This window comes from Brevibacterium linens (assembly GCF_003999335.1).
In the GTDB taxonomy this organism is placed as follows: domain Bacteria; phylum Actinomycetota; class Actinomycetes; order Actinomycetales; family Brevibacteriaceae; genus Brevibacterium; species Brevibacterium linens.
Genome location: NZ_CP026734.1, coordinates 2634619 through 2655551, shown reverse-complemented (window position 1 = coordinate 2655551; position 20933 = coordinate 2634619). Strand labels below are relative to the sequence as shown.

The 20933-nt window shown below is 63.7% G+C and carries 16 protein-coding genes; 8 read left to right on the top strand and 8 right to left on the bottom strand.

The features are described from left to right. Window positions 1–57: 57 nt before the first annotated feature. From CXR29_RS12020 to CXR29_RS12010, 3 genes are all read right to left on the bottom strand, one after another. On the bottom strand, window positions 58–1803 hold the full coding sequence (locus tag CXR29_RS12020) for an ABC transporter ATP-binding protein (RefSeq protein ID WP_240811916.1): 1746 nt from the start codon (window positions 1801–1803) through the stop codon (window positions 58–60). A 5-nt stretch (window positions 1804–1808) separates the two neighbouring features. Next, window positions 1809–2681, bottom strand: a complete 873-nt coding sequence (locus CXR29_RS12015) for an ABC transporter permease (protein ID WP_240811917.1) — start codon at window positions 2679–2681, stop codon at window positions 1809–1811. 101 nt (window positions 2682–2782) lie between these two features. Then, window positions 2783–3775 (bottom strand): ABC transporter permease, encoded by a 993-nt coding sequence (locus CXR29_RS12010; RefSeq protein ID WP_241241434.1) that lies wholly within the window; start codon window positions 3773–3775, stop codon window positions 2783–2785. Between the two features lie 440 nt (window positions 3776–4215). On the opposite strand from CXR29_RS12010, the gene CXR29_RS12005 reads away from it, so the two are divergent. After that, entirely contained in the window at window positions 4216–5157 is a 942-nt protein-coding gene (locus tag CXR29_RS12005; protein ID WP_101553617.1) for a D-2-hydroxyacid dehydrogenase family protein, read from the top strand. Between the two features lie 1337 nt (window positions 5158–6494). Further along, entirely contained in the window at window positions 6495–8141 is a 1647-nt protein-coding gene (gene mdlC / locus CXR29_RS12000) for a benzoylformate decarboxylase (RefSeq protein WP_127364633.1), read from the top strand. A gap of 91 nt (window positions 8142–8232) precedes the next feature. On the opposite strand, the gene CXR29_RS11995 is transcribed toward mdlC, so the two are convergent. Next, a complete protein-coding gene (locus tag CXR29_RS11995; RefSeq protein WP_101595050.1) occupies window positions 8233–9054 on the bottom strand; it encodes an aldo/keto reductase in 822 nt (273 codons plus the stop codon). Window positions 9055–9508: 454 nt separating this feature from the next. Between CXR29_RS11995 and CXR29_RS11990 the strand changes: the two genes are divergently transcribed. Beyond that, a complete protein-coding gene (locus CXR29_RS11990) occupies window positions 9509–10240 on the top strand; it encodes a hypothetical protein (RefSeq protein WP_127364632.1) in 732 nt (243 codons plus the stop codon). Window positions 10241–10280: 40 nt separating this feature from the next. Here the strand turns inward: CXR29_RS11990 and CXR29_RS17310 are convergent, their stop codons facing one another. After that, entirely contained in the window at window positions 10281–10454 is a 174-nt protein-coding gene (locus CXR29_RS17310; protein ID WP_164742814.1) for a hypothetical protein, read from the bottom strand. Between the two features lie 16 nt (window positions 10455–10470). Further along, entirely contained in the window at window positions 10471–10989 is a 519-nt protein-coding gene (locus CXR29_RS11980) for an adenine phosphoribosyltransferase (RefSeq protein ID WP_127364631.1), read from the bottom strand. 89 nt (window positions 10990–11078) lie between these two features. On the opposite strand from CXR29_RS11980, the gene CXR29_RS11975 reads away from it, so the two are divergent. Then, entirely contained in the window at window positions 11079–11693 is a 615-nt protein-coding gene (locus CXR29_RS11975) for a protein-L-isoaspartate O-methyltransferase family protein (protein WP_127364630.1), read from the top strand. A 2-nt stretch (window positions 11694–11695) separates the two neighbouring features. Here the strand turns inward: CXR29_RS11975 and CXR29_RS11970 are convergent, their stop codons facing one another. Both CXR29_RS11970 and CXR29_RS11965 read right to left on the bottom strand, forming a co-directional pair. Further along, window positions 11696–13549, bottom strand: a complete 1854-nt coding sequence (locus CXR29_RS11970; RefSeq protein ID WP_127364629.1) for an ABC transporter ATP-binding protein — start codon at window positions 13547–13549, stop codon at window positions 11696–11698. After that, complete coding sequence (locus tag CXR29_RS11965) at window positions 13546–15336, bottom strand: ABC transporter ATP-binding protein (protein WP_240811918.1); 1791 nt, start codon at window positions 15334–15336, stop codon at window positions 13546–13548. Before CXR29_RS11965 ends, CXR29_RS11970 begins: the two co-directional genes overlap by 4 nt. A gap of 391 nt (window positions 15337–15727) precedes the next feature. Between CXR29_RS11965 and CXR29_RS11960 the strand changes: the two genes are divergently transcribed. The 4 genes from CXR29_RS11960 to CXR29_RS11945 all read left to right on the top strand — a co-directional run bounded on the left by CXR29_RS11960 (window position 15728) and on the right by CXR29_RS11945 (window position 20869). Next, window positions 15728–17662, top strand: a complete 1935-nt coding sequence (locus CXR29_RS11960) for an acetolactate synthase large subunit (protein WP_101553624.1) — start codon at window positions 15728–15730, stop codon at window positions 17660–17662. Continuing rightward, window positions 17659–18174, top strand: coding sequence for an acetolactate synthase small subunit (gene ilvN, locus CXR29_RS11955; RefSeq protein ID WP_025779412.1), 516 nt, complete (start codon window positions 17659–17661; stop codon window positions 18172–18174). The genes CXR29_RS11960 and ilvN overlap by 4 nt, the downstream gene beginning before the upstream one ends. 181 nt (window positions 18175–18355) lie before the next feature. Further along, window positions 18356–19387, top strand: a complete 1032-nt coding sequence (gene ilvC, locus CXR29_RS11950) for a ketol-acid reductoisomerase (RefSeq protein ID WP_101553625.1) — start codon at window positions 18356–18358, stop codon at window positions 19385–19387. 189 nt (window positions 19388–19576) lie between these two features. Continuing rightward, window positions 19577–20869, top strand: coding sequence for a GNAT family N-acetyltransferase (locus CXR29_RS11945; RefSeq protein WP_025779415.1), 1293 nt, complete (start codon window positions 19577–19579; stop codon window positions 20867–20869). The last annotated feature ends 64 nt before the right edge of the window (window positions 20870–20933 follow it).

Here is a 20933-nt window from a genome sequence, read left to right as displayed (position 1 = left end):
CGCGCAGTCGAACGGCCGGGGGCGAGTGACAGCCGGCAAGAGCGATGAGTTCTCTCGTCATCGGGACTCACCAAAACCGGAGAACGCCTCGGCATCGATCGTGGTGCTGCGGCGAGCCCGGGCCTTGGCCGGATCAGGGATCGGAACTGCAGCAAGCAGCTCGCGGCTGTACTCGTGCCGCGGGTCGTCGAAGACGTTTGCGGTGTCTCCTATTTCGACCAGCTTTCCGGACTTCATCACCGCGATGCGGTCGGAGATGTGACGGACGACCGACAGATCGTGGGAGACGAATAGGAAGCTCACGCCCAATCGGGACCTGAGGTCGGCAAGCATCTTCAGCACTCCGGCCTGAACAGTGACGTCCAGGGCGCTGGTCGGCTCGTCGAGAACGATGAGTTTCGGCTCGCAGGCCAGTGCGCGAGCCACCCCCACACGCTGTCGCTGACCGCCGGAGAACTGTGCCGGATACCGAGAAGCATGTTCGGGCGTGAGGCCGACGGTCGTCAGCAGCCAATCGACCCGCTCATTCATACGTTCCTTGCTGTACCCCTGAACCTGCATCGGCTCCTTGAGGATGTCGCTGATCGGCATCCTCGGATCCAGTGCAGCCATCGGGTCTTGGAACACTACCGTCACGTCGCTGCGCATCGTCGCTCGGTCTGCGCGAGTGAGCGAAGAAGTGTCTTTGCCGTTGATCCTGATCGCGCCCTTCTGCGGCTTGCGCAGCTGCATGATCTCCAGCAGGGTAGTGGTCTTACCCGATCCGGATTCACCGACCAGAGCAAGGCATTCGCCTTCACGGATGTCGAACGAAATGCCGTCTACGGCCCGTTGCTCGCCGATCTTCTTACGGATGAGCGCACCCTTGGTGATAGGGAAGATGCGTTCGAGGTCGGTCACCTCGAGGACGACGGGACGCTTCTCCCGAGGGAGGAGGGTCTCGGAGACCTCAGCAACTTTGGCCATCGCCGAACCCGCGATGCTCTTCGATTCGCTCGGATCGTCGAGATCGATACGCGGCACTGCGGCCAAGAGATCTCGGGTGTACTTCTCCCTGGGGCTGTAGAAGATCTCCTCGACATCCCCTTCCTCAACCATCCGCGATTCCTTCATGACCAAGACGCGCTCGGCGAACCCGGCCACCACGCCCATGTCATGCGTGATGAGAACGGTGGCGGCACCAAGCATTTCCTGTGCCGACTTGAGCAGGTCCATCACCTGCGCCTGGATAGTGACGTCCAGGGCGGTTGTCGGTTCGTCGGCGATGATGAGTTCGGGTTCATTGGCGATCGCCATGGCGATCATGGCTCGTTGCCGCATTCCGCCGGAGAACTCGTGCGGATACTGTTTGGCGCGCCTGCTCGGATCCGGGATGCCGACTGAGTCGAGGAGTTCGACCGAGCGCGCATCAGCCTTGGCTTGTGATACCTCGGGATGATGGATCCGAACGACCTCGGAGATCTGTCGACCGACTTCGTAGACGGGAGTCAAAGCCGACAACGGGTCCTGGAACACCATCGAAACCGTGTTTCCGCGGAGGGTGGACAGTTGTCTGTCATTGAGCTCGAACATGTTGCGGCCGAGCAGGTCGATGCGACCAGAGACGCTCGCGTTGGCCGGCAGCAGCCCCATCACGGCCAGCGAACTGACGGATTTGCCCGAACCGGATTCCCCGACGATCGCCAGGGCCTCGCCCTTCCTGACCTCGTAGGACAGGTTCTGGACCGCATGAACGGTGTTGGTTTCGGACGGGAACGATACGCTCAGATCGTTCACTGTGAGCACAGTGTCAGTCATTGTCATCGGCCTCAGAGTCTGCTGGAATCGCTGGTCGGGTCGAGGGCGTCTCGCAGCGCCTCGCCCATCATGTTGATGGAGATGACGAGCGCCGCGAGCACCATTGCGGGCGGGATCCAGGTGTACGGAGCTGAGATGTTGTAGTCCTGGAGCACGGTTCCCAGCGAGACCTGCGGGTACTGAATGCCGAAGCCGATGAACGACAGACCGGTTTCGCCGAGGATCGCAGCACTGACGCCGAGCGTCGTGTCGATGATGATCCAGCTGGCGATATTGGGAATGATGTGACGCAGGATGTTGACGACAGGATTGACTCCCATGAACTTGGCGGCTTCGACGTATTCGGTCCTGACCAGCTGCTGGGTCATGGCGCGCAGGACACGAGCGGTGAGCATCCAGGCGAACAGAGACAGCAGCGGGATCATCCACAGCCACGATGCCTGCTGGAGCGCCGGGCTGAAGAGCATCATCAGCAGAAGCGCGGGGACGACGAGGAAGAGGTTCGTCAGGTTGACGAGGAACCCGTCGGCAATCGCGCCCCATTTTCCTTTGCTGCTGACGTAGCCGGCAACGGTGCCGACGAGTATTGCGAGGAGCGAGGTGAGGATGGCGGTGCCGATACCGATGACCAGCGAGATTCTCAGTCCCTGCATGGTCCGGGCGAAGATGTCGAGTCCGTTTTCGTTGACTCCGAACCAATGGTACTGCGTCGGTCCGGTCAGTGAATTCGCGAGATCGCGTTCGAACGGCCCGTACTGGTAGATCATCGGCGCGAAGATCGCGACGAGTATCAGCAGCACGAAAGTCGTCAGTCCGATCCAGGCACCCGAGCTGCGGAAGAACCTGCGTCGGATGAGAGCCGCCCGTCCGAGGGGTGCCGGCACGTGAACATTCTCGTCGGTCCGGTCCGGATCTGGCACATGTGTCGGATCGGGTGTGTCGAGCGTCGTGTTCCAGACTCCTGAACTATCTTTACTCAATGCTCTCACCTCACACGGGGATCGAGGACGCCCTGCAGGAAATCTGCAAGGGTTGCTGACAGCAGGGTCAGTACGGCTGTGTAGAGCACAACTCCCACCGTTCCGTTCACGTCGGCCAGCGAAATCGAGGAAATGGCGAAGCGGCCGATGCCTTGCCAGTTGAACATGAGCTCAACGAACAGCGAGCCGGCGAAAGCCGCCCCGACTGCAAACGCGAAGTACTGTCCCATGGGGATCAGAGCCATGCGCAGACCGTGGCGTGTCATCGCTTGGCCGCGGCGAAGCCCTTTCGCGCGAGCCGTTCTCAGATAGTCACTGCCGAGCACGTCAAGGGCCGTGACTTTCATATATCTGGAATACGAAGCTGCGGCAGTTGCGGTGAGAACGATCGTCGGCATCACCAGAGCCTTGATCTGATAGGAGATCGCGTCCCATGACCCGGGCTCGAGGAGAGGATTGATGGGGTTGATAGCCGGCAGGCCCCAGCCGGTGAGGTCGAGGACACCTTGGTTGATCTGTTGGACGATGAGGATGATCACCGGTGTCGGCAGGGCCAGGATGAGAAACGAACCGAAGGTGAAGGCCCGGTCGTCGATCGAGCGGCGGCGAACAGCCGAGACCATTCCGAGGGCGACGCCGAGAACGGTTCCGATGATCGTACCGAGCAGCACCAGGCGCAGGCTGATGGGCACACGGTTGAGCAGCTCTTCCCAGACCGGGACCATCGCCTTATTGGTGCCTGTGGTGACGCCGAGGTCACCGCGGACCAATCCGCCGAGCCAGTTCGCATACCGCTGGAACAGCGGCACATCCGGATTGATGTTGCGAGCATCCAAGTACTGCTGTGCGGTCTCGAGGGGGACTGGTTCCTTCGCGATAGGCGGGTAGAGGATTGCTTCGGGATGCATCAGGCCTGCGGCCAGAAGGTAGGCGAAGCTGGAGGCGACGAATGCCAGAATCAGGTAGGTCAGTGCTCGGATGGACATGAACCTAAGCACTGAGACTCCTTTGTCGTTTGCTCAGGTTGGGGAAAGTCTTCATTCCAGGTGGAACCCTTGTGGTCGACGGTGGTCAGATGTGACGTGTACTACATTCAGGGTATCCGACATTTGGACAATTTCAGCAAGGCATCCTAAAAAATTTGACGATATGATTAGTCTCGTGATTTGGATAGATGTCGCCATCGTGGTTATCGGGGCCGTTGCCGCGGTCGCGGTGAGCGATGTCCTGGGACATCGAAATCTGCCGACATGGCCGGTTGGGCTCATTGCGGTGGCTGGATTCATCTTCGCGGGTCTGACTTACAGTTCATGGCTTGCGGCTGGTGCTCTGGGTCTCGGCTGCGGGGCGCTGATCGTGTCTGCACGAGGATTTGTTCAGATGGTGATGGAGCGACGCAGTCGTCGCACGGACTCGCGGACAGACCGAGGGGAATGACATGCGCATCGTCGTACTCGATGACTATCAGCAGGTGGCCGCGGACTTCGCGGACTGGTCCCGTCTCGACTCCGAGGTCGAGTTCGTCCACCGTCCCATCGTCGACGACGATGACCTGGTCAAGGTGCTCACCGGCGCCCAGGTGGTCGTGGCGATGCGGGAGAGAACCGCGTTCACGACCGGCCGACTGGCACGACTGCCGGATCTGCGGCTGCTCGTGACCACGGGGCGGGTCAATGCCTCCATCGATGTGGAGGCGGCGCATCCGCAGGGCATCGTGGTCTGCGGAACCGAGTCGACCACCTCGGCGACGCCGGAGCTGACCTGGGGACTCATCCTCTCTGTTCTGCGCAGCATCCCTGCCGAGGACGCCTCGGTCCGCAGCGGAGGCTGGCAGACGAGCGTCGGGGGAGACCTCGACGGACACCGCCTCGGCGTCGTCGGTCTGGGACGACTGGGAACGAAGGTCGCGCGGGTCGGCGCTGCCTTCGGCATGGACGTCGTGGCGTGGAGCCAGAACCTCGACGCGGAACGGGCAGATGCCCTGGGCGTGCGCGCGGTGAGCAAGGACGAACTGTTCTCCACGGCGGACGTGGTGACGATCCACTACAAGCTCAGCGACCGCAGTCGAGGACTCGTGGGAACCGCCGAACTTGAGACGATGAAGCCGGGCAGCGTCCTCGTCAACACCTCGCGCGCCGGACTCGTCGACACCGACGCACTCATCGCCGTGCTGGAGGCCGGTGGGATCCGGGGTGCCGGACTCGACGTCCACGACGAAGAGCCGCTGCCGGTGGACCATCGCCTGCGCAGCACACCGCGCACCGTGCTCACCCCGCACCTGGGATACGTCACCGAAGACACCTATCGGATCTTCTTCACTCAGGCAGTCGAGGACATCGCCGCCTGGATCGCAGGAGAGTCGATCCGCGTGCTGGGTTGAGAATGCGTGCCGGATACAGGCGCGAGCGTATCGGCAACTTTCATTCCACCTCGCGAAATCGGCAGAAAGGGGGACGCAGCTTTCGAGCACATCGATCGACGCGATCTTACCTGTCACTGTGCTCGCGTATTCGAACTAGCCCTGAGCGAGCGATCCCCAGACTTCGACGTTAAATCCATTGCTTGACATAGCGGACCGCCCGTTATGGGCTGCATCCCGTACTTACGATTCTAGGACTGTGGCGCTGAGGGCGAGGCTTTACAGCTAACGTACCCGTTGCCCAGCCAAGACTAAGAATCCGCAGTCACCACGAAAGTTCCGTCAGCGTGGACGGCCACCGCAGAATGTTCAGATCTCGGAACCTGGGGAGTCCAGCGGCAAGCCATGCTTCTGGTATCGATGGGATTCTGGATGTTGGCGTCGATAGAAGTCCCATCCGCGACTGGAACAATATGATTAGTAAGTCCACCGAGGTTTCCCCTTAGTGTCCTCATAACAGTGGTCTCTGCTCCAAAGGGTGGTTCAGTGATTACTCAGTCGTCGACGACCAGCAGTGGCCCAATACGCTCTAGTCGGCAAGATCGAATATCGGGCTAGATCGGTCGACGGTACGGGGCCGAACTCTGATGGAAGATAGGTTTCTCGGGATGAGAAATGTATATGTGAGGGAATCTTGGTAAATGATCTACACCAACATCGGCGCTAACGTTTTCTCACTTCACAAGGATGTTCTATCCTCGGCATTACCAAATTCATAGATGAGGAGTAACCGATGGCGCGTATCCTATTGGTGCGTCAGACTCCTGCATAGTTGTTTAGCAGAAATCCCTGCCGATGAGACAGTTACCATGGGAGCCGCAGGGTGAAGCTGACGGCTCGTCCGTGTAGATGATCTGGCTGTTAAGCGCACCAAACGCGCCTATTGACAATATAAACGTGGCGATTGCAGTACCGCCCAGCGTGCAAATTTTGGTTAGCTTTGACATTGCGATCCTCATATTCTCGTCTGGGTCCACGTCGTTGACTCATCATTAATCAACGATGCGGAAAACTATACCTAGGGCTGAAAGTTGTTTGAACCAATTTATCGAAATGTTACTTAACTATATCGGATTTTAATATTAACTTCTGTTGTGTATGGAACGAAATAGATATTAACTTGGGTTCGGTAGAAGCGATTGCAATCTAACGAGGACATCGCAGCCTGGATCGCAGGAGAGCCGATCCGCGTGCTGGGCTGAGCCGACTCGATCGCGCCAACGGATATGGTGAGGTGAGAGAGGTGCCACACAACTCGGCCCCTCCGCGAGAGCACTACGAACGAAAGCAGAGGCACCATGGCCGACCAATCCGACAGAGACGACAGCGGGAAGACAGTCCTCGATGCGAGTCTGGAGGTCTTCCGTGCCCATGGGATGACGACGATCTTCGGCAACCCCGGTTCGAACGAGCTGCCGTTCCTCGCCGGTCTCGGCGACGACTTCCGATTCGTCCTCGGTCTGCATGAGCAGGTCGTCGTCGGCATGGCCGAAGGATACGCACGTGCCACGGGAGCCCCGGCGCTGGTGAATCTGCACGCCGCCTCGGGGTCGGGCAATGGCATGGGTGCGTTGACGAACGCCCACTACGGGCACGTTCCGCTGGTCGTCCTCGCCGGTCAGCAGGTGCGCCGCACCGTCGGACAGGAGACGATGCTCGCCAGCGTCGATGCCTCGACGCTGCCCGCCCCGCTGGTGAAGTACTCGCACGAGCCGCTGTCGGCCCTCGACGTGCCCCGCGCCCTGTCGCAGGCGGTCCTCGAGGCGGCCACCCAGCCCAGCGGTCCCGTCTATGTGTCCGTCCCACTCGACGACTGGGACCAGTCGGCGCTTCCCGACGACGCACTGTTGGCGCAGCGGTCGGTGGCGACGGCGGGGACGATGTCGACCTCGCTGCTTCGCGAGCTCACGGACGTCCTCGACGGGGCACAGAACCCTGCCCTCGTCCTCGGGCCGCAGGTCGATGCCGCCGCCGTCGCTGATTCGACGGTCTATGAGGATGCCATGGTGCTGGCCGAACGCCTGAACGCCTCGGTCTTCGTCGCTCCCTCGCCGACTCGCTGTCCGTTCCCGACCACGCACCCGAACTTCGACGGCGTCCTCGTCCCAGGTATCAAATCAGTGCGTGACCGGCTTGCCGGCCACGATGTCGTCCTCGTCATGGGAGCCGCCGCCTTCCGATACCACCGCTGGGAACCGGCGAACTACCTGGAGCCGGGCACCGAGGTCATCCAGATCACCCAGGATCCGCGGGAGGCGACACGGGCAGCGTTCGGGCGCGCCGTCATCGCGGACGTCGCGACCGCGCTCGCCGACCTCGCAGAGGCGACGACGGACCGAGGAACTCGCCGAGGCGACCGTGGGTCTCGGGTCGTCACCGCACCTGCCGAGTCGGAGCAGGGAATGTCCGGCACCGAGGTGCTCGACGTCCTCAACGATCACGTCGACGACTCCGTCGTCTACGTCAATGAGACGACCACCCTCGATCTCGACTACCTCGAGCGGATCGTCATCGACCGGCCCGGGATGTACCACTTCCCGGCCTCGGGCGGACTGGGCTTCGGTCTGCCGGTCGCGCTGGGTTTGGCGATCGGTGCCCCGGAGAAGACCATTGTCGCCACCGTCGGCGACGGGTCCGCGAACTACGGTCTCACGGCTCTGTACACGGCTGCCCAGTTGGGCACGAAGACGATCTTCGTCATCGTCAACAACTCCGGCTACGGTGCGCTCTCCGGATTCGCCGAGCGAATGGGCGTTCCCGATACGCCGGGACTGACCTTGGGCACGATCGACTTCGTGTCGTTGGCGCAGGGGTACGGAGTCCCGGCCAGCCGGACCACGACGCGGGAAGAGTTCGAGACCGCCTACCGTGAGGCGCTGCAGGCCGACGGACCGGTGCTCATCGACGCCGTCGTCCTCGGCGTCGACGGCCGGCCGACAGCGTGACCGCCGCCGTGTGGGCAGCGCCCTGAGACCGACGAAGCCGCCGGAGAGTCAGAACTCTCCGGCGGCTTTCGCATTGCTCAACCCGACTGGGTCAGTTCACCTCGGCGGGATCGGCCGAGACGCGGCCGCCGTTTTCGAGCGCGTCGATGGCTGCCACCTCGGCGTCGGTGAGTTCGAAGTCGAAGACGTCGAAGTTCTGTTCCATGCGGTCGCGGTTGTTCGACTTCGGGAAGACGACGTGGCCCTTCTGCAGGTGCCAGCGGATGATCGCCTGGGCCCAGGACTTCTCATGGGCGGCGGCGATCTCACCGATGACGGTGTTCGCGTAGTCGACCTTGCCCTGGCCCAGCGGACCCCAGGCTTCGATCTTGATGTCGTGCTCGGCGAGCAGCGGACGGGTCTCGACCTGCTGGAACTGCGGGTGGACCTCGATCTGGTCGACGGCGGGGATGATGCCCGTGTCGAGGATCTCCGGCAGGAAACGGTGGTCGAAGTTCGAGACTCCGATGGAGGTGGTCAGACCCTGATCGCGGTAGCCGGGGAAGGCTTCCCAGGTCTCGACGGAGTTCCTGTTCTCAGGGGTCGGCCAATGGATGAGGTAGAGGTCGACGTGGTCGAGGCCGAGCTTCTCCAGGGATTCACCGAGAGCGCGCTTGGATTCCTCCGCACCGTGGCGGTCGTTCCACAGCTTGGTCGTGATGAAGAGTTCGTCACGGGCGATTCCGGACTTCGCGATGGCCCGGCCCACGCCTTCCTCGTTGCCGTAGACGGCGGCGGTGTCGATGTGACGGTAGCCGACCTCGAGGGCGTCGGTGACGATGCGTTCGGTCTCGTCGGGGTCGACCTTGAAGACGCCGAAGCCCAGCTGGGGGATCGTCTTGCCGTCGTTGAGAGTGAGTGTGGGAACCGTCATGGTGTACGCCTTTCGTCACGGACTGGAATGGTGCGTGGGAGACATCCTTGTGGGAGACCTCCGCGGGGACGGGAATCTGAAGGTGAGCCCCCTGCGACCCTACAACGACAGGGTCGGTGGCGATCATTCCCAGTCTCGGCCTGTTTCTCCCTGTTTCGATTCGGCTCGGAGCGCTCGGTGTCGAGACTGGCACACGTGATGACCACGGAAGCGTGTGTGCGTCCGATAGGTTCGAGACATGGTGGGACGAAGAGCAGGTTTTCGCAAGACGATCGCAGCGGGCGCAGCTGTACTCGCCTTGACTGTCGGCTTGTCCGGGTGTTTCGGGCCGGACCTCAGCGACCGCGCACATGACATCGGCGGGGTCCTGTCGACGAAACCGGGGGTCGAAGATGTCAGAACTGTTTACCAGAACGGCTTCGATTCGGGTCGGTTGCTGGCACACACCGTCACGATGTCCACCGATGCGACTCACAATCAGGCTGTCGAGGTCGCCGCCACGTTCGATCAGGAGACTGGCAGCGAATTCGATCGCTATGACCAAGAGCTCACGCTCGTGATTTCGCACCAGGTCATCGAGATGCGAGACTCCACGAGCAGCGACATCATGGAGGAGCGAACACCGCATCTTCTTGCGCTCGCGTCAGAACTGTCCGCCGACCGAATCGAGTGGGATCAACAGTCCGAGCAGAATCCCTTTGACGATTCGCTGCGCCTGACGGCTGTGCAGAGTGGCCCCTTCAGGACACTCAGTGTGGTGCGGGCAGAACTCGGCTCCGAGAGCTTTGAGCTGAGAACAAAGGCTCCATCTCGGGCTGAGTGGATGGTGGCCTTCCCGTACTCGGAACAGGCGCAGAATCGTCAGGAGACGGCAATCAGTCCGATTCTCGGCCAGACCGATGAGATCAGGATCGAAGACGACCAGGTGTCGAGCTACCGCGTTGAAGTCCATGACGGGCCGGCAGCCGTCGGTCAGCTGAGAGAGAAGATCGAACGCATCGATACCGTCAACCCTCAGCCCTGGGACTTCCACTGGAATCTCACCACGGGCCCGAACAGTCAGTGGAATCCAGGATGGGTCAATGTGGGCGGATGCGACTATGGTGAGGAGCCAGACTCGCAGTCCGCCTCTTCCGCGCAGACTCTTGAGGATCAGCTGCGAGCACTGTACGACACGTGCCAGTGATCGTCAGTGGCGGTCCTGACAGACAGCGGCTGACCTGCCTTCAGCTTCGCCCCTCCTCCTGTGCGCGCCTCTTGCCGGTGGACTCCGCGGCGGCGATCTGGGCCTTGTCTGCACTGCACCGATCACCGTCACGGTGATCCCACTGACGGAGGTTTCCGACCCCGTCTTCGCGCAGGCGTTCGTCGGTCTCGGTGGGGCCATCGACATCGTCCATCTGTGAGGCGCAGGCTTCACTCCACGAAGAGGGTGTGCACCTCACCCGTATGTTCGCGACCACCGAGTTCGCTCAGTTCGAGGACCACTGCCGAGCCGATGACTTCGGCGTCGAGGTCGGCGACGAGGGACTGAGCAGCGGTGAGCGTCCCGCCGGTGGCGAGGATGTCATCGATGAGGAGGACGCGCTCGCCCTTCGTCAGGACATCGGGGCCTTCGATCGTGGCGGTGCCGTATTCGAGGGTGTAGGACACGGCGGCAGCCGGGCGGGGGAGTTTGCCGGCCTTGCGGATCGGCAGGATTCCGACTCCCGTCATCGCGGAGATGGCACCGGCGAAGAGGAAGCCGCGGGCCTCGAGTCCGCCGACGATATCGAACTGTCCGGCGAACGGTTCGATGAGCGCCTCGGTGACGGCCCGCATCGCCGGGCCATCGGCGAGCAGCGGGGAGATGTCGCGGAAGATCACTCCCGGTTCGGGATAGTCGGGAATCGAGGTGATGAGGCTCTGGGCGCGGGCGAGATCGGATTGAGTCACGGCACAACGATACTCGGTGGCGCCATTGTGCCCTCAGCGCGGATCGGCACAATGGGAGGTACCGAAGACCGCCGTCGATCGGAGGAGCAATGACATCGGATGCGACGCACGATCGAATCGCCGAGGCGTTCGCCCGTGTTCCGCGCGAACCGTTCCTGCCGGTGGCGGAACGACAGAACGCCTCCGACAATGTGCCCCTGCCGATCGGGCACGGACAGACGAATTCGCAGCCGAGCACCGTCGCGGACATGCTCCGACTCCTCGATCCGCAGCCGGGTGAGACCGTCCTCGACCTCGGATCAGGCTCCGGGTGGTCCTCGATGCTGCTCGCCGTCCTCGTCGGTCCGGCCGGGCGGGTGCTCGGGGTCGAACGCCATCCCGAGCTCGTCGACTCCTCGCAGGCGGCCATCGACGCCGTCACTGCCGATTCCGCAGACCGGGAGGCCCTCGCCGAGGTGGCCATCCACGCAGCCGTTCCGGGTGCCCTCGGTCTCCCGGCCGAGGCCCCGTTCGACCGGATTCTCGTCTCCGCCGGGGCGGAATCCCTGCCCGCCGAGCTCGTCGATCAGCTGGCCCTCGGCGCCACCATGGTCATTCCCGTCGCAGGGGAGATGCTCCGAATCATCCGTGACGGGCTCGGTGCCGACGAGCTGACGATCACTCGTCACGGGTGGTATCGGTTCGTGCCGCTGATCAGCGAGTGACCTCACACGAGGGAGTCGCGCCAGGCCTGGTGCAATTGGGCGAACTTGCCCGTCCCGGAGATGAGTTCGTCGGGCGTGCCGTCCTCGATGATCCGACCGGATTCCATGACGAGCACGCGATCGGCGATCTCGACAGTGGACAGGCGGTGGGCGATGATGATCGCGGTCCTGCCCTCGAGCACCGTGGCCAGAGCGTTCTGCACCAGCCGCTCGGACGGAATGTCGAGGTGAGCGGTCGCCTCATCGAGGACGACGACATCCGGATCGGCGAGGAACACCCGGGCAAAGGACACGAGCTGACGCTGTCCCGAACTCAGGCGACCGCCGCGCTTCTTCACATCCGTGGCATAGCCCTCGGGCAGTCGGCGGATGTACGCATCCAAACCGACGGCGGTCGCGGCCGCCACGACTGCCTCGTCGCTGGCACCAGGATCGCCGATGCGGATGTTGTCGGCGATCGTGCCGGCGAAGAGGAACGACTCCTGAGTGACCATGACGACCGACGACCGCAGCTGTCCGTCATCGAGGTCACGCAGATCCACCTCGTCGAGGGTGATCCGACCGACGCTGGGGTCATAGAACCGGGTGACGAGCTTGACCAGGGTCGACTTGCCCGCGCCGGTGGCGCCGACGAGCGCGACGATCTGCCCCGCGGGGATGTGCAGATCGAAGCGGGGGAGGACATCGGGTCCGTCGGCGTAGGCGAAGCGGACGCCGTCGAGATCGAGGGAACGTCCAGTGGCGGGTCGTGTGGGTGCGGCGTCATTGTCCGCAGGCGGTGCGCCACCGCTCGCGTGCGCAGGCAGAGCCTTCGGCTGGGTCGGTTCGACCACCTCGGGGTCGGTGTCGAGGACCGCCGCGATCTTCTCCAACGCCGCCGAGGCGGACTGGTAGAGATTGAACGCCTGGACGAGTTCGTCGAGCGGGCCGTAGAAACGGCGCAGGTAGAGGATGAACGCGGCGAGCACGCCGATCTGCGTCCATCCTTCGATGACGAGCCACGCACCGACGACGATGATGACCGTCTGGGTGATGTTGCCGATCAGCCGCGTCCATCCGGCGAACCAGGCCACCCCACGCAGGGCATCGGTGTTCGCATCCCGATACCGCGCATCCTGATCGCTCAGCGTCCCGCGCCGCTCGGGCTGACGGCGGTACGCCTGCACGGCGCGGATGCCGCCCATCGTCTCGACGAAGTGGACGATGACCTTCGCGATCGACGTCCGCGTCCGCCGGTAGGCGCTGCGCTGAGTCGAATGCGCGGCCTTCGTGATGAAGAACAGCGGCACGAAACCGGCGAAGACGACGATCGCCAAGGGCACATCGAGGACGACGAGCGTGACGGCGATGAACAGCATCTGCAGCACCGCCAGCGCCGTCTCGAACAGGGAATACGACAGGAACTGCTGCACCGATTCCATGTCCGAGGTCTGCCGGGACACGAGCCGACCCGAGGTCGACTTCTCGTGATAGCCCAGGTCCAGACGCTGCACATGAGTGAACACCCGCTCGCGCAGAGTGAAGAGGATCTTCTGTGCAGTGATCCCGACGAGCCTGGTCGAGGTGAACGCCAGAATCGCCGAGGCGACCGCGGAGACCACGAAGAACGTGACCGCCCGGATGAGCGGACCCATGTCTCCGTCGATGGCGGCGGGCACGCCCTGATCGAGGGCATCGGCGATGAACACCGGCCCGATGACCATGAGGGCCGCGGTGAGGACGACGATGACGGCGAGGAAGATGATCATCGCCGAATGCGGCCTGACCAGCGACATCAGCAGGGCGCGGGCCTTCTTGGCAATGTCCGGCGGAAGCGACTCGATCTCGTCGTCGCGATCGAGACGGGGCATGCTCATGGTGTCCCTCCTTCCGTCGCCGAGGCGGCCGCCCCCGGATGCGTGTGCGCCGCGGTGTTCGCGCTCGCCCCCATGAGTTCGCGGTAGAGCTTCGAGGACTCGAGCAGCTGTTCGTGGGTGCCCAGCGCCGCGATCCGGCCCTCGTCGAGCACGGCCACCACATCGGCCAGCGCCGCAGTGGAGGGGCGGTGGGCGATGATGAGAGTCGTCGAATCCGGCAGGATCTCCCGCAGGGCCCGCTGCACCCGATCCTCGGTGTCGACGTCGACGGCCGAGAGCGGGTCGTCGAGGACGAGGATGCGCGGACGGCCGATGACAGCGCGAGCCAGGGCGAGGCGCTGACGCTGACCGCCGGACAGCGACAGACCCTGTTCGCCGACCTGCGTATCCAGTCCCTCGGGCAGGCGGGAGACGAAATCCTTCGCCGCCGCGATCTCGAGGGCCTCCCAGATCTCCGCCTCGCTCGCCCCCGGGGCGCCCATCTCGACGTTCTCGGCAACCGAGGTCGAGAACAGGATCGGATCCTCGAAGGACACGGACACGAGGTGGCGCAGCTCGTTGACCGGCATGTCCCGGATGTCGACCTCGTCGATGCTCACCGTGCCGGCGGAGACATCCTGGAGCCGGGGCACCAGCGATGCCAGCGTCGTCTTGCCCGAGCCCGTCGCCCCGACGAGGGCGAGGGTCTGACCGGGTTCGATGGTGAGATCGAGGCCCCGCAGGGTCAGCCGCTCCGTATCGGCGAAATGGAAATCGACATCGTCGAAGCGCAGCCTCCCGCGGTAGCGGCCGACTTCGGGGGCATCGTCGACCCCGCCGTCGGTGTCTGTGATGTCGTGGCGGATGTCGATGACCTCCCAATACCGACCGGCGGCGGTCAGCGCCATGAGCGCATCGGCGAGCAGGAAGCCGAGCATCTCGATGGGCATCCGCAGCACCATCGAGATCGTCACCGCCGCCACGACCGTGCCGATCGTCGTCCAGCCTTCGATGACGCCCCACGTGCCGATGGCGACGATCGCGGCCTGAGCCAGGGTCGGCAGCAGCAGTAGCACGCTCCACAGCCAGGAGTCGAGCTTCGCTTTGCGGACCTCCAGGGACTTCAGCCGGGTCGAGATCTCGGAGAAGCGTTCGGCGGCCCAGGGGGAGCGGCCGAAGGACTTGAGGATGCGGATGCCCTGGATGGACTCCTCGACGTCGGTGGTCAGTTCGCCCATGGTGTCCTGCGACCGACGGGAGGTCTCCCGATAGTGCTTCTCGAAGACGGCGACCGCGATGATCGCCGGCACCGCCATGAGGATCATGATCAGGCCGAACACCGGCTGCATGATCACGAGCATCACCGTGCCGACGGCGAGCACGATCGGTGTGGACAGGAGGAAGGGCAGCCCGAATGCGAAGAAGCGTCGCAGCTGGGACAGATCATTGACCGCGCGTGAGAGCAGCTGGCCGGACTCCCAGGAATCATGGATCGCCACCGAGGTGTACTGCAGACGGTCGAACAGACGCGAACGCCACGTCACCTCCCAGGCCGAGACGACGGGAGCGACGACCATGCGCCGGGCCCACATGCCGACCGCCTCGGCGATGCCGATGAGCAGCACCCCGAGGACCGGCAGCCACAGGGCGGACAGATCTCGGTGGGCGATGGGTCCGTCGACGATGTGGCCGGTGATCACCGGGACGATGAGCTGGATTCCGTTGGCCAGGAGAGTGAGCACGAGCACGAGGACGTACACGCCGATGCGGGAGCGGAGATCAGGCCAGAAACGGAGGAGGGGGCGCACGAGAATCCAGCCTAGTCGCAGACTGTGACCGATTCCACGATTCCGGCAAACGGACTTCCCGTTTCTCTGTGCGCTGAATGTCACCGCGTGCGCTGAATATCGCCGGCCGGCAGACGACCGGTGGGGAGGTGTCGACGCGGCGCCGCCTCGGTGAGTCTCGCATGACAACCATTTTAGGTCTCGGATGTTGGGACGAACGATGACGAGGTTTGACACCCTCGAGTGCTGCGGGGAACTATTGAGGTATGACTCACCTTCTTGTCGTCGTTATTCACCAGCGCGCGGATCTTCCGTAGCCTGTCCAGACGACACGTTCCGCGCGCCCCTACCGAATCCGGAGGGGCTTTTTTCATGCGGAGATGAGAAGGAAACCCAGGAAGGATAGGAATCGATGGCAGCCAAGCCCTCGACCGCGAAGGACACGGGCACTCAAGCCGCGTCCACGCCGGTCACAGCCACACCGTCCAGCATTCGCCGCAACACCGGCCCGGAGGTCCTGACCGGCGCGCAGGCGATCGTCCGCAGCCTCGAGAAGCTCGAGGTCGACACGGTATTCGGGCTTCCCGGCGGCACCATCCTTCCCACCTATGACCCGCTGTTCGAGACGGAGAAGATACGGCACATCCTCGTCCGCCATGAGCAGGGCGCCGGCCATGCGGCCGAAGGCTATGCGGCGGCATCGGGCAAGCTCGGCGTGTGCATCGCCACCTCGGGTCCCGGCGCGACGAACCTCATCACGGCGCTGGCCGATGCGAATATGGACTCCGTTCCGATGCTCGCGATCACCGGACAGCAGGCCTCGTCGCTGCTCGGCACCGACGCCTTCCAAGAGGCCGATATCGTCGGCATGACGATGCCGGTGACCAAGCACAGCTTCCTCGTCACCCGCGCCGAGGACATCCCCGGAGTGCTCGTCAACGCCTACCACATCGCGACCACCGGCCGTCCCGGACCCGTGCTCGTCGACATCACCAAGGATGCGCAGACCGGCACGGCTCCGTTCGTCTGGTCCGAGGAGCCGGTGCTGCCGGGATACCGCCCGATCCTCAAGCCGCACGCCAAGCAGATCCGCGAGGCCGCGCGCCTGATGTCCGAGGCCCAGCGCCCCGTGTTCTACATCGGCGGCGGCGTCATCCGCTCGGAGGCCGAGAAGGAGCTGTTGCGCCTGGCCGAGGCCACGAACATCCCCGTGGTCACCACGCTCATGGCGCGGGGAGCCTTCCCCGACTCGCATCAGCTGCACCTGGGCATGCCCGGAATGCACGGCAGCGTACCGGCGGTCACTGCCTTCCAGAAGGCCGATCTGCTCATCGCGATCGGTGCCCGCTTCGACGACCGCGTGACCGGCAAGCTCGACTCGTTCGCCCCGAACGCCCAGGTCATCCACGCCGATATCGACCCGGCCGAGATCGGCAAGAACCGCGAGGTCGATGTGGCCATCGTCGGCGATGCCCGCGAGGTGCTCTCCGAGATGCTCGCAGAGATGCGCAGCAAGTTCCCCAAGGCCCTGGAGCGTCAGCGCGAACCGTGGTGGCGCTTCCTCAACCGTCTCAAGCAGACCTATCCGCTCGGTTACGAGACACACGGCGAACTGTGCGATCCGCAGTACGTCATCTCCCGCATCTCCGCGCTCACCGGCCCCGAGGCGGTCTATGCGGCGGGAGTGGGACAGCACCAGATGTGGGCTGCTCAGTTCATCGAATTCGAGCGCCCCAAGTCCTGGCTCAACTCCGGCGGACTCGGCACCATGGGCTACTCCGTGCCCGCGGCCATGGGTGCGAAGGTCGGCCAGCCCGACCGTGTGGTGTGGGCGATCGACGGAGACGGCTGCTTCCAGATGACGAATCAGGAACTGGCCACCTGCGCGCTCAACAACATCCCGATCAAGGTCGCGATCATCAACAACTCGTCGCTGGGCATGGTCCGCCAGTGGCAGACCCTGTTCTACGACGGCCGCTACTCGAACACCGACCTCAACACCGGCCACGAGACGATCCGGATCCCCGACTTCGCCAAACTGGCCGAAGCCTACGGCTGTGAGGCGATTCGCGTGGATCGCAACGAGGACGTCGACGCCGCGATCGAGAAGGCGCTGTCGATCAACGACCGACCGGTCGTCCTCGACTTCACGGTCCCACCGGATGCGATGGTGTGGCCGATGGTCGCGGCAGGCGTGTCGAACGACGAGATCGAATACGCCCGCGGCATCCGTCCCGAATTCGATGGAGAGGGCGAAGAGGAAGCCGAGGCCGCCATCGCCGAGGCCGCAGCGAACGAAGACGGCACGGTGCGTTCCGTGGCTCAGATCGAAGGAGGCCTGGAATGAACAACAGCCGACACACACTCTCTGTCCTCGTCGAGAACAAGCCCGGCGTGCTCACCCGGTTCACCGGGCTCATCGCCCGCCGCGGCTTCAACATCCACAGCCTCGCCGTCGGCGTCACCGAGCACGAAGAGCTCTCGCGGATCACCGTGGTCGTCGACGTCAACGATGTTCCCCTGGAGCAGGTGACGAAGCAGCTGAACAAGCTCGTCAACGTCATCAAGATCGTCGAGCTCGAACCCGAGTCCTCGGTGCGTCGCGCGCACATCATCTACAAGGTCAAGGCAAATGCTGCGACACGGCCGCAGGTCGCCTCGGCGGTGGAGATGTTCCGAGCGAAGATCGTCGACGTCGGACCTGATTCCGTGAGCATCGAAGCCACCGGTGAGCTCGGCAAGGTCGAAGCGCTGCGCGAGGTCCTCGAACCCTTCGGGATCAAGGAGATCGTGCAGTCGGGAACCGTGGCCATCGGCCGCGGAGCGAAGTCGATCACCGACCGTGCCCTGCGCAGCTGACGAACACTGCGCAGCTGACGAAGAATACGGAACCGCGCGGTCACGACCGACCGCGCGGCCGCCTCGGCGAAGATTTTCGCGTTCCAACTTGTGGAACCCCCCGACATCTCAAAACGTGAGCAGTAATACCGAACTGTGAAACAATGGGGACATCACCCCGTAAGCATAAGGAGCTAGAACTATGGCAGCAGAACGCTATTACGACGACAATGCAGACCTGTCGATCATCCAGGGCAAGAAGGTCGCCGTCATCGGCTACGGCAGCCAGGGCCACGCCCACTCGCTGAGCCTGCGCGACTCCGGCGCTGAAGTCCGCATCGGCCTCAAGGAAGGCTCGCCCAGCCGCGACAAGGCCGCGGCCGAAGGCCTCGAGGTCGGAACCCCCGCCGAGGTGGCCGCATGGGCCGATGTCATCACCATCGCCGCACCCGACCAGGTTCAGGCCGAGATCTTCAACAACGAGATCAAGGATCAGCTGGCTCCCGGCAAGACCCTCGTGTTCATCCACGGCTTCAACATCCGCTACGACTACATCAAGGCTCCCGAGGGCGTCGACGTCATCATGGTCGCCCCGAAGGGACCGGGCCACGTGGTCCGTCGTGAGTTCGTCGACGGCCGCGGCGTGCCCGTGCTCGTCGCCGTCGAGGTCGACGCCTCCGGCAAGGCCTGGGACACCGTCCTGTCCTACGCCAAGGGCATCGGCGGCCTGCGCGCCGGCGGCATCAAGACCACCTTCACCGAGGAGACCGAGACCGACCTGTTCGGTGAGCAGACCGTGCTCTGCGGCGGTGTCTCGCACCTCGTCCAGTACGGTTTCGAGACCCTGACCGAGGCCGGCTACCAGCCCGAGATCGCCTACTTCGAGGTCCTCCACGAGCTCAAGCTCATCGTCGACCTCATGGTCGAAGGCGGCATCGCCAAGCAGCGTTGGTCCTGCTCCGACACCGCTGAGTACGGCGACTACGTCTCCGGCCCGCGGGTCATCACGTCCGAGGTGAAGGAGAACATGAAGGGCGTCCTCGACGACATCCAGAACGGAAAGTTCGCCGAGCGCTTCATGAACGACCAGAAGAACGGCGCACCGGAGTTCAAGGAGCTGCGCGCCAAGGAAGAGCAGCACCCGATCGAGTCCACCGGCCGCGAGCTGCGCAAGATGTTCGCATGGCTCAAGGACTCCGACGACGACTACACCGAGGGCACTGCCGCTCGCTGAGTCTGATCACTCGGTCCTGTACACAGGAGCCCCGGATGCCGCTCGGTGTCCGGGGCTCTTTCGCATTCACCTCGGCGATCCCATGGTGCCGTGCCGGCCGATTCCATCAGCGGTTGCGGAACTCGGGGGTCGCCCGACATCGATAGGGAAAATCCCCCGACGGCGGACCATGTGGACTACTGTGGATGTGTGACGAATTACAGATTCGAAGACTTCAAGCCGACCATCGACGCGTCCACCGGCGAACCGGATGAGCGCACGAAGGGCTATTTCGCCTCGACGAGCGTGGGCTTCCATGACCCTCGGTCGACCGATGCGGCCCTGCTCAACCGGGTCGAGCGGGCGATCGCCGATGGGCGCAATCTCACCGCCGTCTATGCCGATCAGGAGTTCGGGCACGGCCTCGACGCCTCGATCCCGGTGGCGACCTTCGCGTGGTTCGAGAAGCTCGTCAACGTCGGCGGGGGACGGCTGGTGCCCGGTCACCTCATCACCTGGATCACGGTGCGCCCGACCCATCGCCGGCGCGGTCTGCTGCGGTCGCTGATGACCACGGACCTCGCCGAGGCGAAGGCGAACGGCTACCCGTTCGCCGCACTGACCGCGACCGAAGGCGGAATCTACTCGCGCTTCGGCTTCGGTGTGGCCACCTGGCTGCGTTCGATCGAGGTCGACACCTCGCCCGGCTTCAAGATGGTGCGCGAACCCGATCGCCGCGTCGAGATGTGCCTGCCGAGCGAGCTGCGTGAACTGGCTCCGAAGATCTACGGCGAGTTCATGCGGACCTCACCCGGCGCCATGGAGCGTCAGCAGACCTACATCGAACGCGCCACGGGTGCACTCAACACCGAAACCGGCGAAGAGGATCGAGGCGTCCGCGCGGCCCTGCACTTCGACGAGCAGGGCGAGCCCGACGGCTATGTCTCCTACAAGTTCGCCGGCTGGTCGAAGACCCCGCCGACCGTCGACATCATCGACTTCGTGGCCGCCACCGATGCGGCCTACGCCTCGCTGTGGTCGTTCCTCGCCGCCATCGACCTGTCGACCCGAGTGACCTTCGGCGAGTCCGCCGAATACTCCCCGCTGCCGTGGCTGCTCACCGATTCCAGGCGTGTGAAGACCGTTGCGAGCGAGGACAACATCTGGATCCGCATCCTCGACGTCAAGGCCGCGCTCGAGGCCCGGCCCTGGTACGTGCCCGGGACACTGACGATCGACATCGACGATTCGCTCGACCTCGCCGGTGGACGCTTCACGATCACCTCGGACGGTGAGAACGCCGAGGTGACCCCCGCCTCCGATTCGACACCGGCTGACCTCGGGCTCGGCATCGCCGAGCTCGGGTCCCTCTACCTCGGCGGCGCCGATCCCGTCATCCTCGCCCGGGCGGGACGCATCGACGAGCAGACGCCGGGATCCGCTGTGCTGGCCAGCGCCATGTTCAGCCTGGGCCGGGCGCCGTATTCGCCGAACGGGTTCTGAGCGCGCCACGGATTCTGAGCGTGCAGCACTGTCTGTTGAGCGATTGTTCCCAGAATCTGAGACC

Bases quoted from the DNA above. Each gene is read 5' to 3' on its own strand.
- CXR29_RS11975 (WP_127364630.1), top strand. From the start codon at position 11,079: ATGACATCGGATGCGACGCACGATCGAATCGCCGAGGCGTTCGCCCGT.
- CXR29_RS11990 (WP_127364632.1), top strand. From the start codon at position 9,509: ATGTCCACCGATGCGACTCACAATCAGGCTGTCGAGGTCGCCGCCACG.
- ilvN (WP_025779412.1), top strand. From the start codon at position 17,659: ATGAACAACAGCCGACACACACTCTCTGTCCTCGTCGAGAACAAGCCC.
- CXR29_RS11970 (WP_127364629.1), bottom strand. From the start codon at position 13,549: ATGAGCATGCCCCGTCTCGATCGCGACGACGAGATCGAGTCGCTTCCG.
- CXR29_RS11995 (WP_101595050.1), bottom strand. From the start codon at position 9,054: ATGACGGTTCCCACACTCACTCTCAACGACGGCAAGACGATCCCCCAG.
- ilvC (WP_101553625.1), top strand. From the start codon at position 18,356: ATGGCAGCAGAACGCTATTACGACGACAATGCAGACCTGTCGATCATC.
- CXR29_RS17310 (WP_164742814.1), bottom strand. From the start codon at position 10,454: ATGGACGATGTCGATGGCCCCACCGAGACCGACGAACGCCTGCGCGAA.
- CXR29_RS12005 (WP_101553617.1), top strand. From the start codon at position 4,216: ATGCGCATCGTCGTACTCGATGACTATCAGCAGGTGGCCGCGGACTTC.
- mdlC (WP_127364633.1), top strand. From the start codon at position 6,495: ATGGCCGACCAATCCGACAGAGACGACAGCGGGAAGACAGTCCTCGAT.
- CXR29_RS11960 (WP_101553624.1), top strand. From the start codon at position 15,728: ATGGCAGCCAAGCCCTCGACCGCGAAGGACACGGGCACTCAAGCCGCG.
- CXR29_RS12020 (WP_240811916.1), bottom strand. From the start codon at position 1,803: ATGACAATGACTGACACTGTGCTCACAGTGAACGATCTGAGCGTATCG.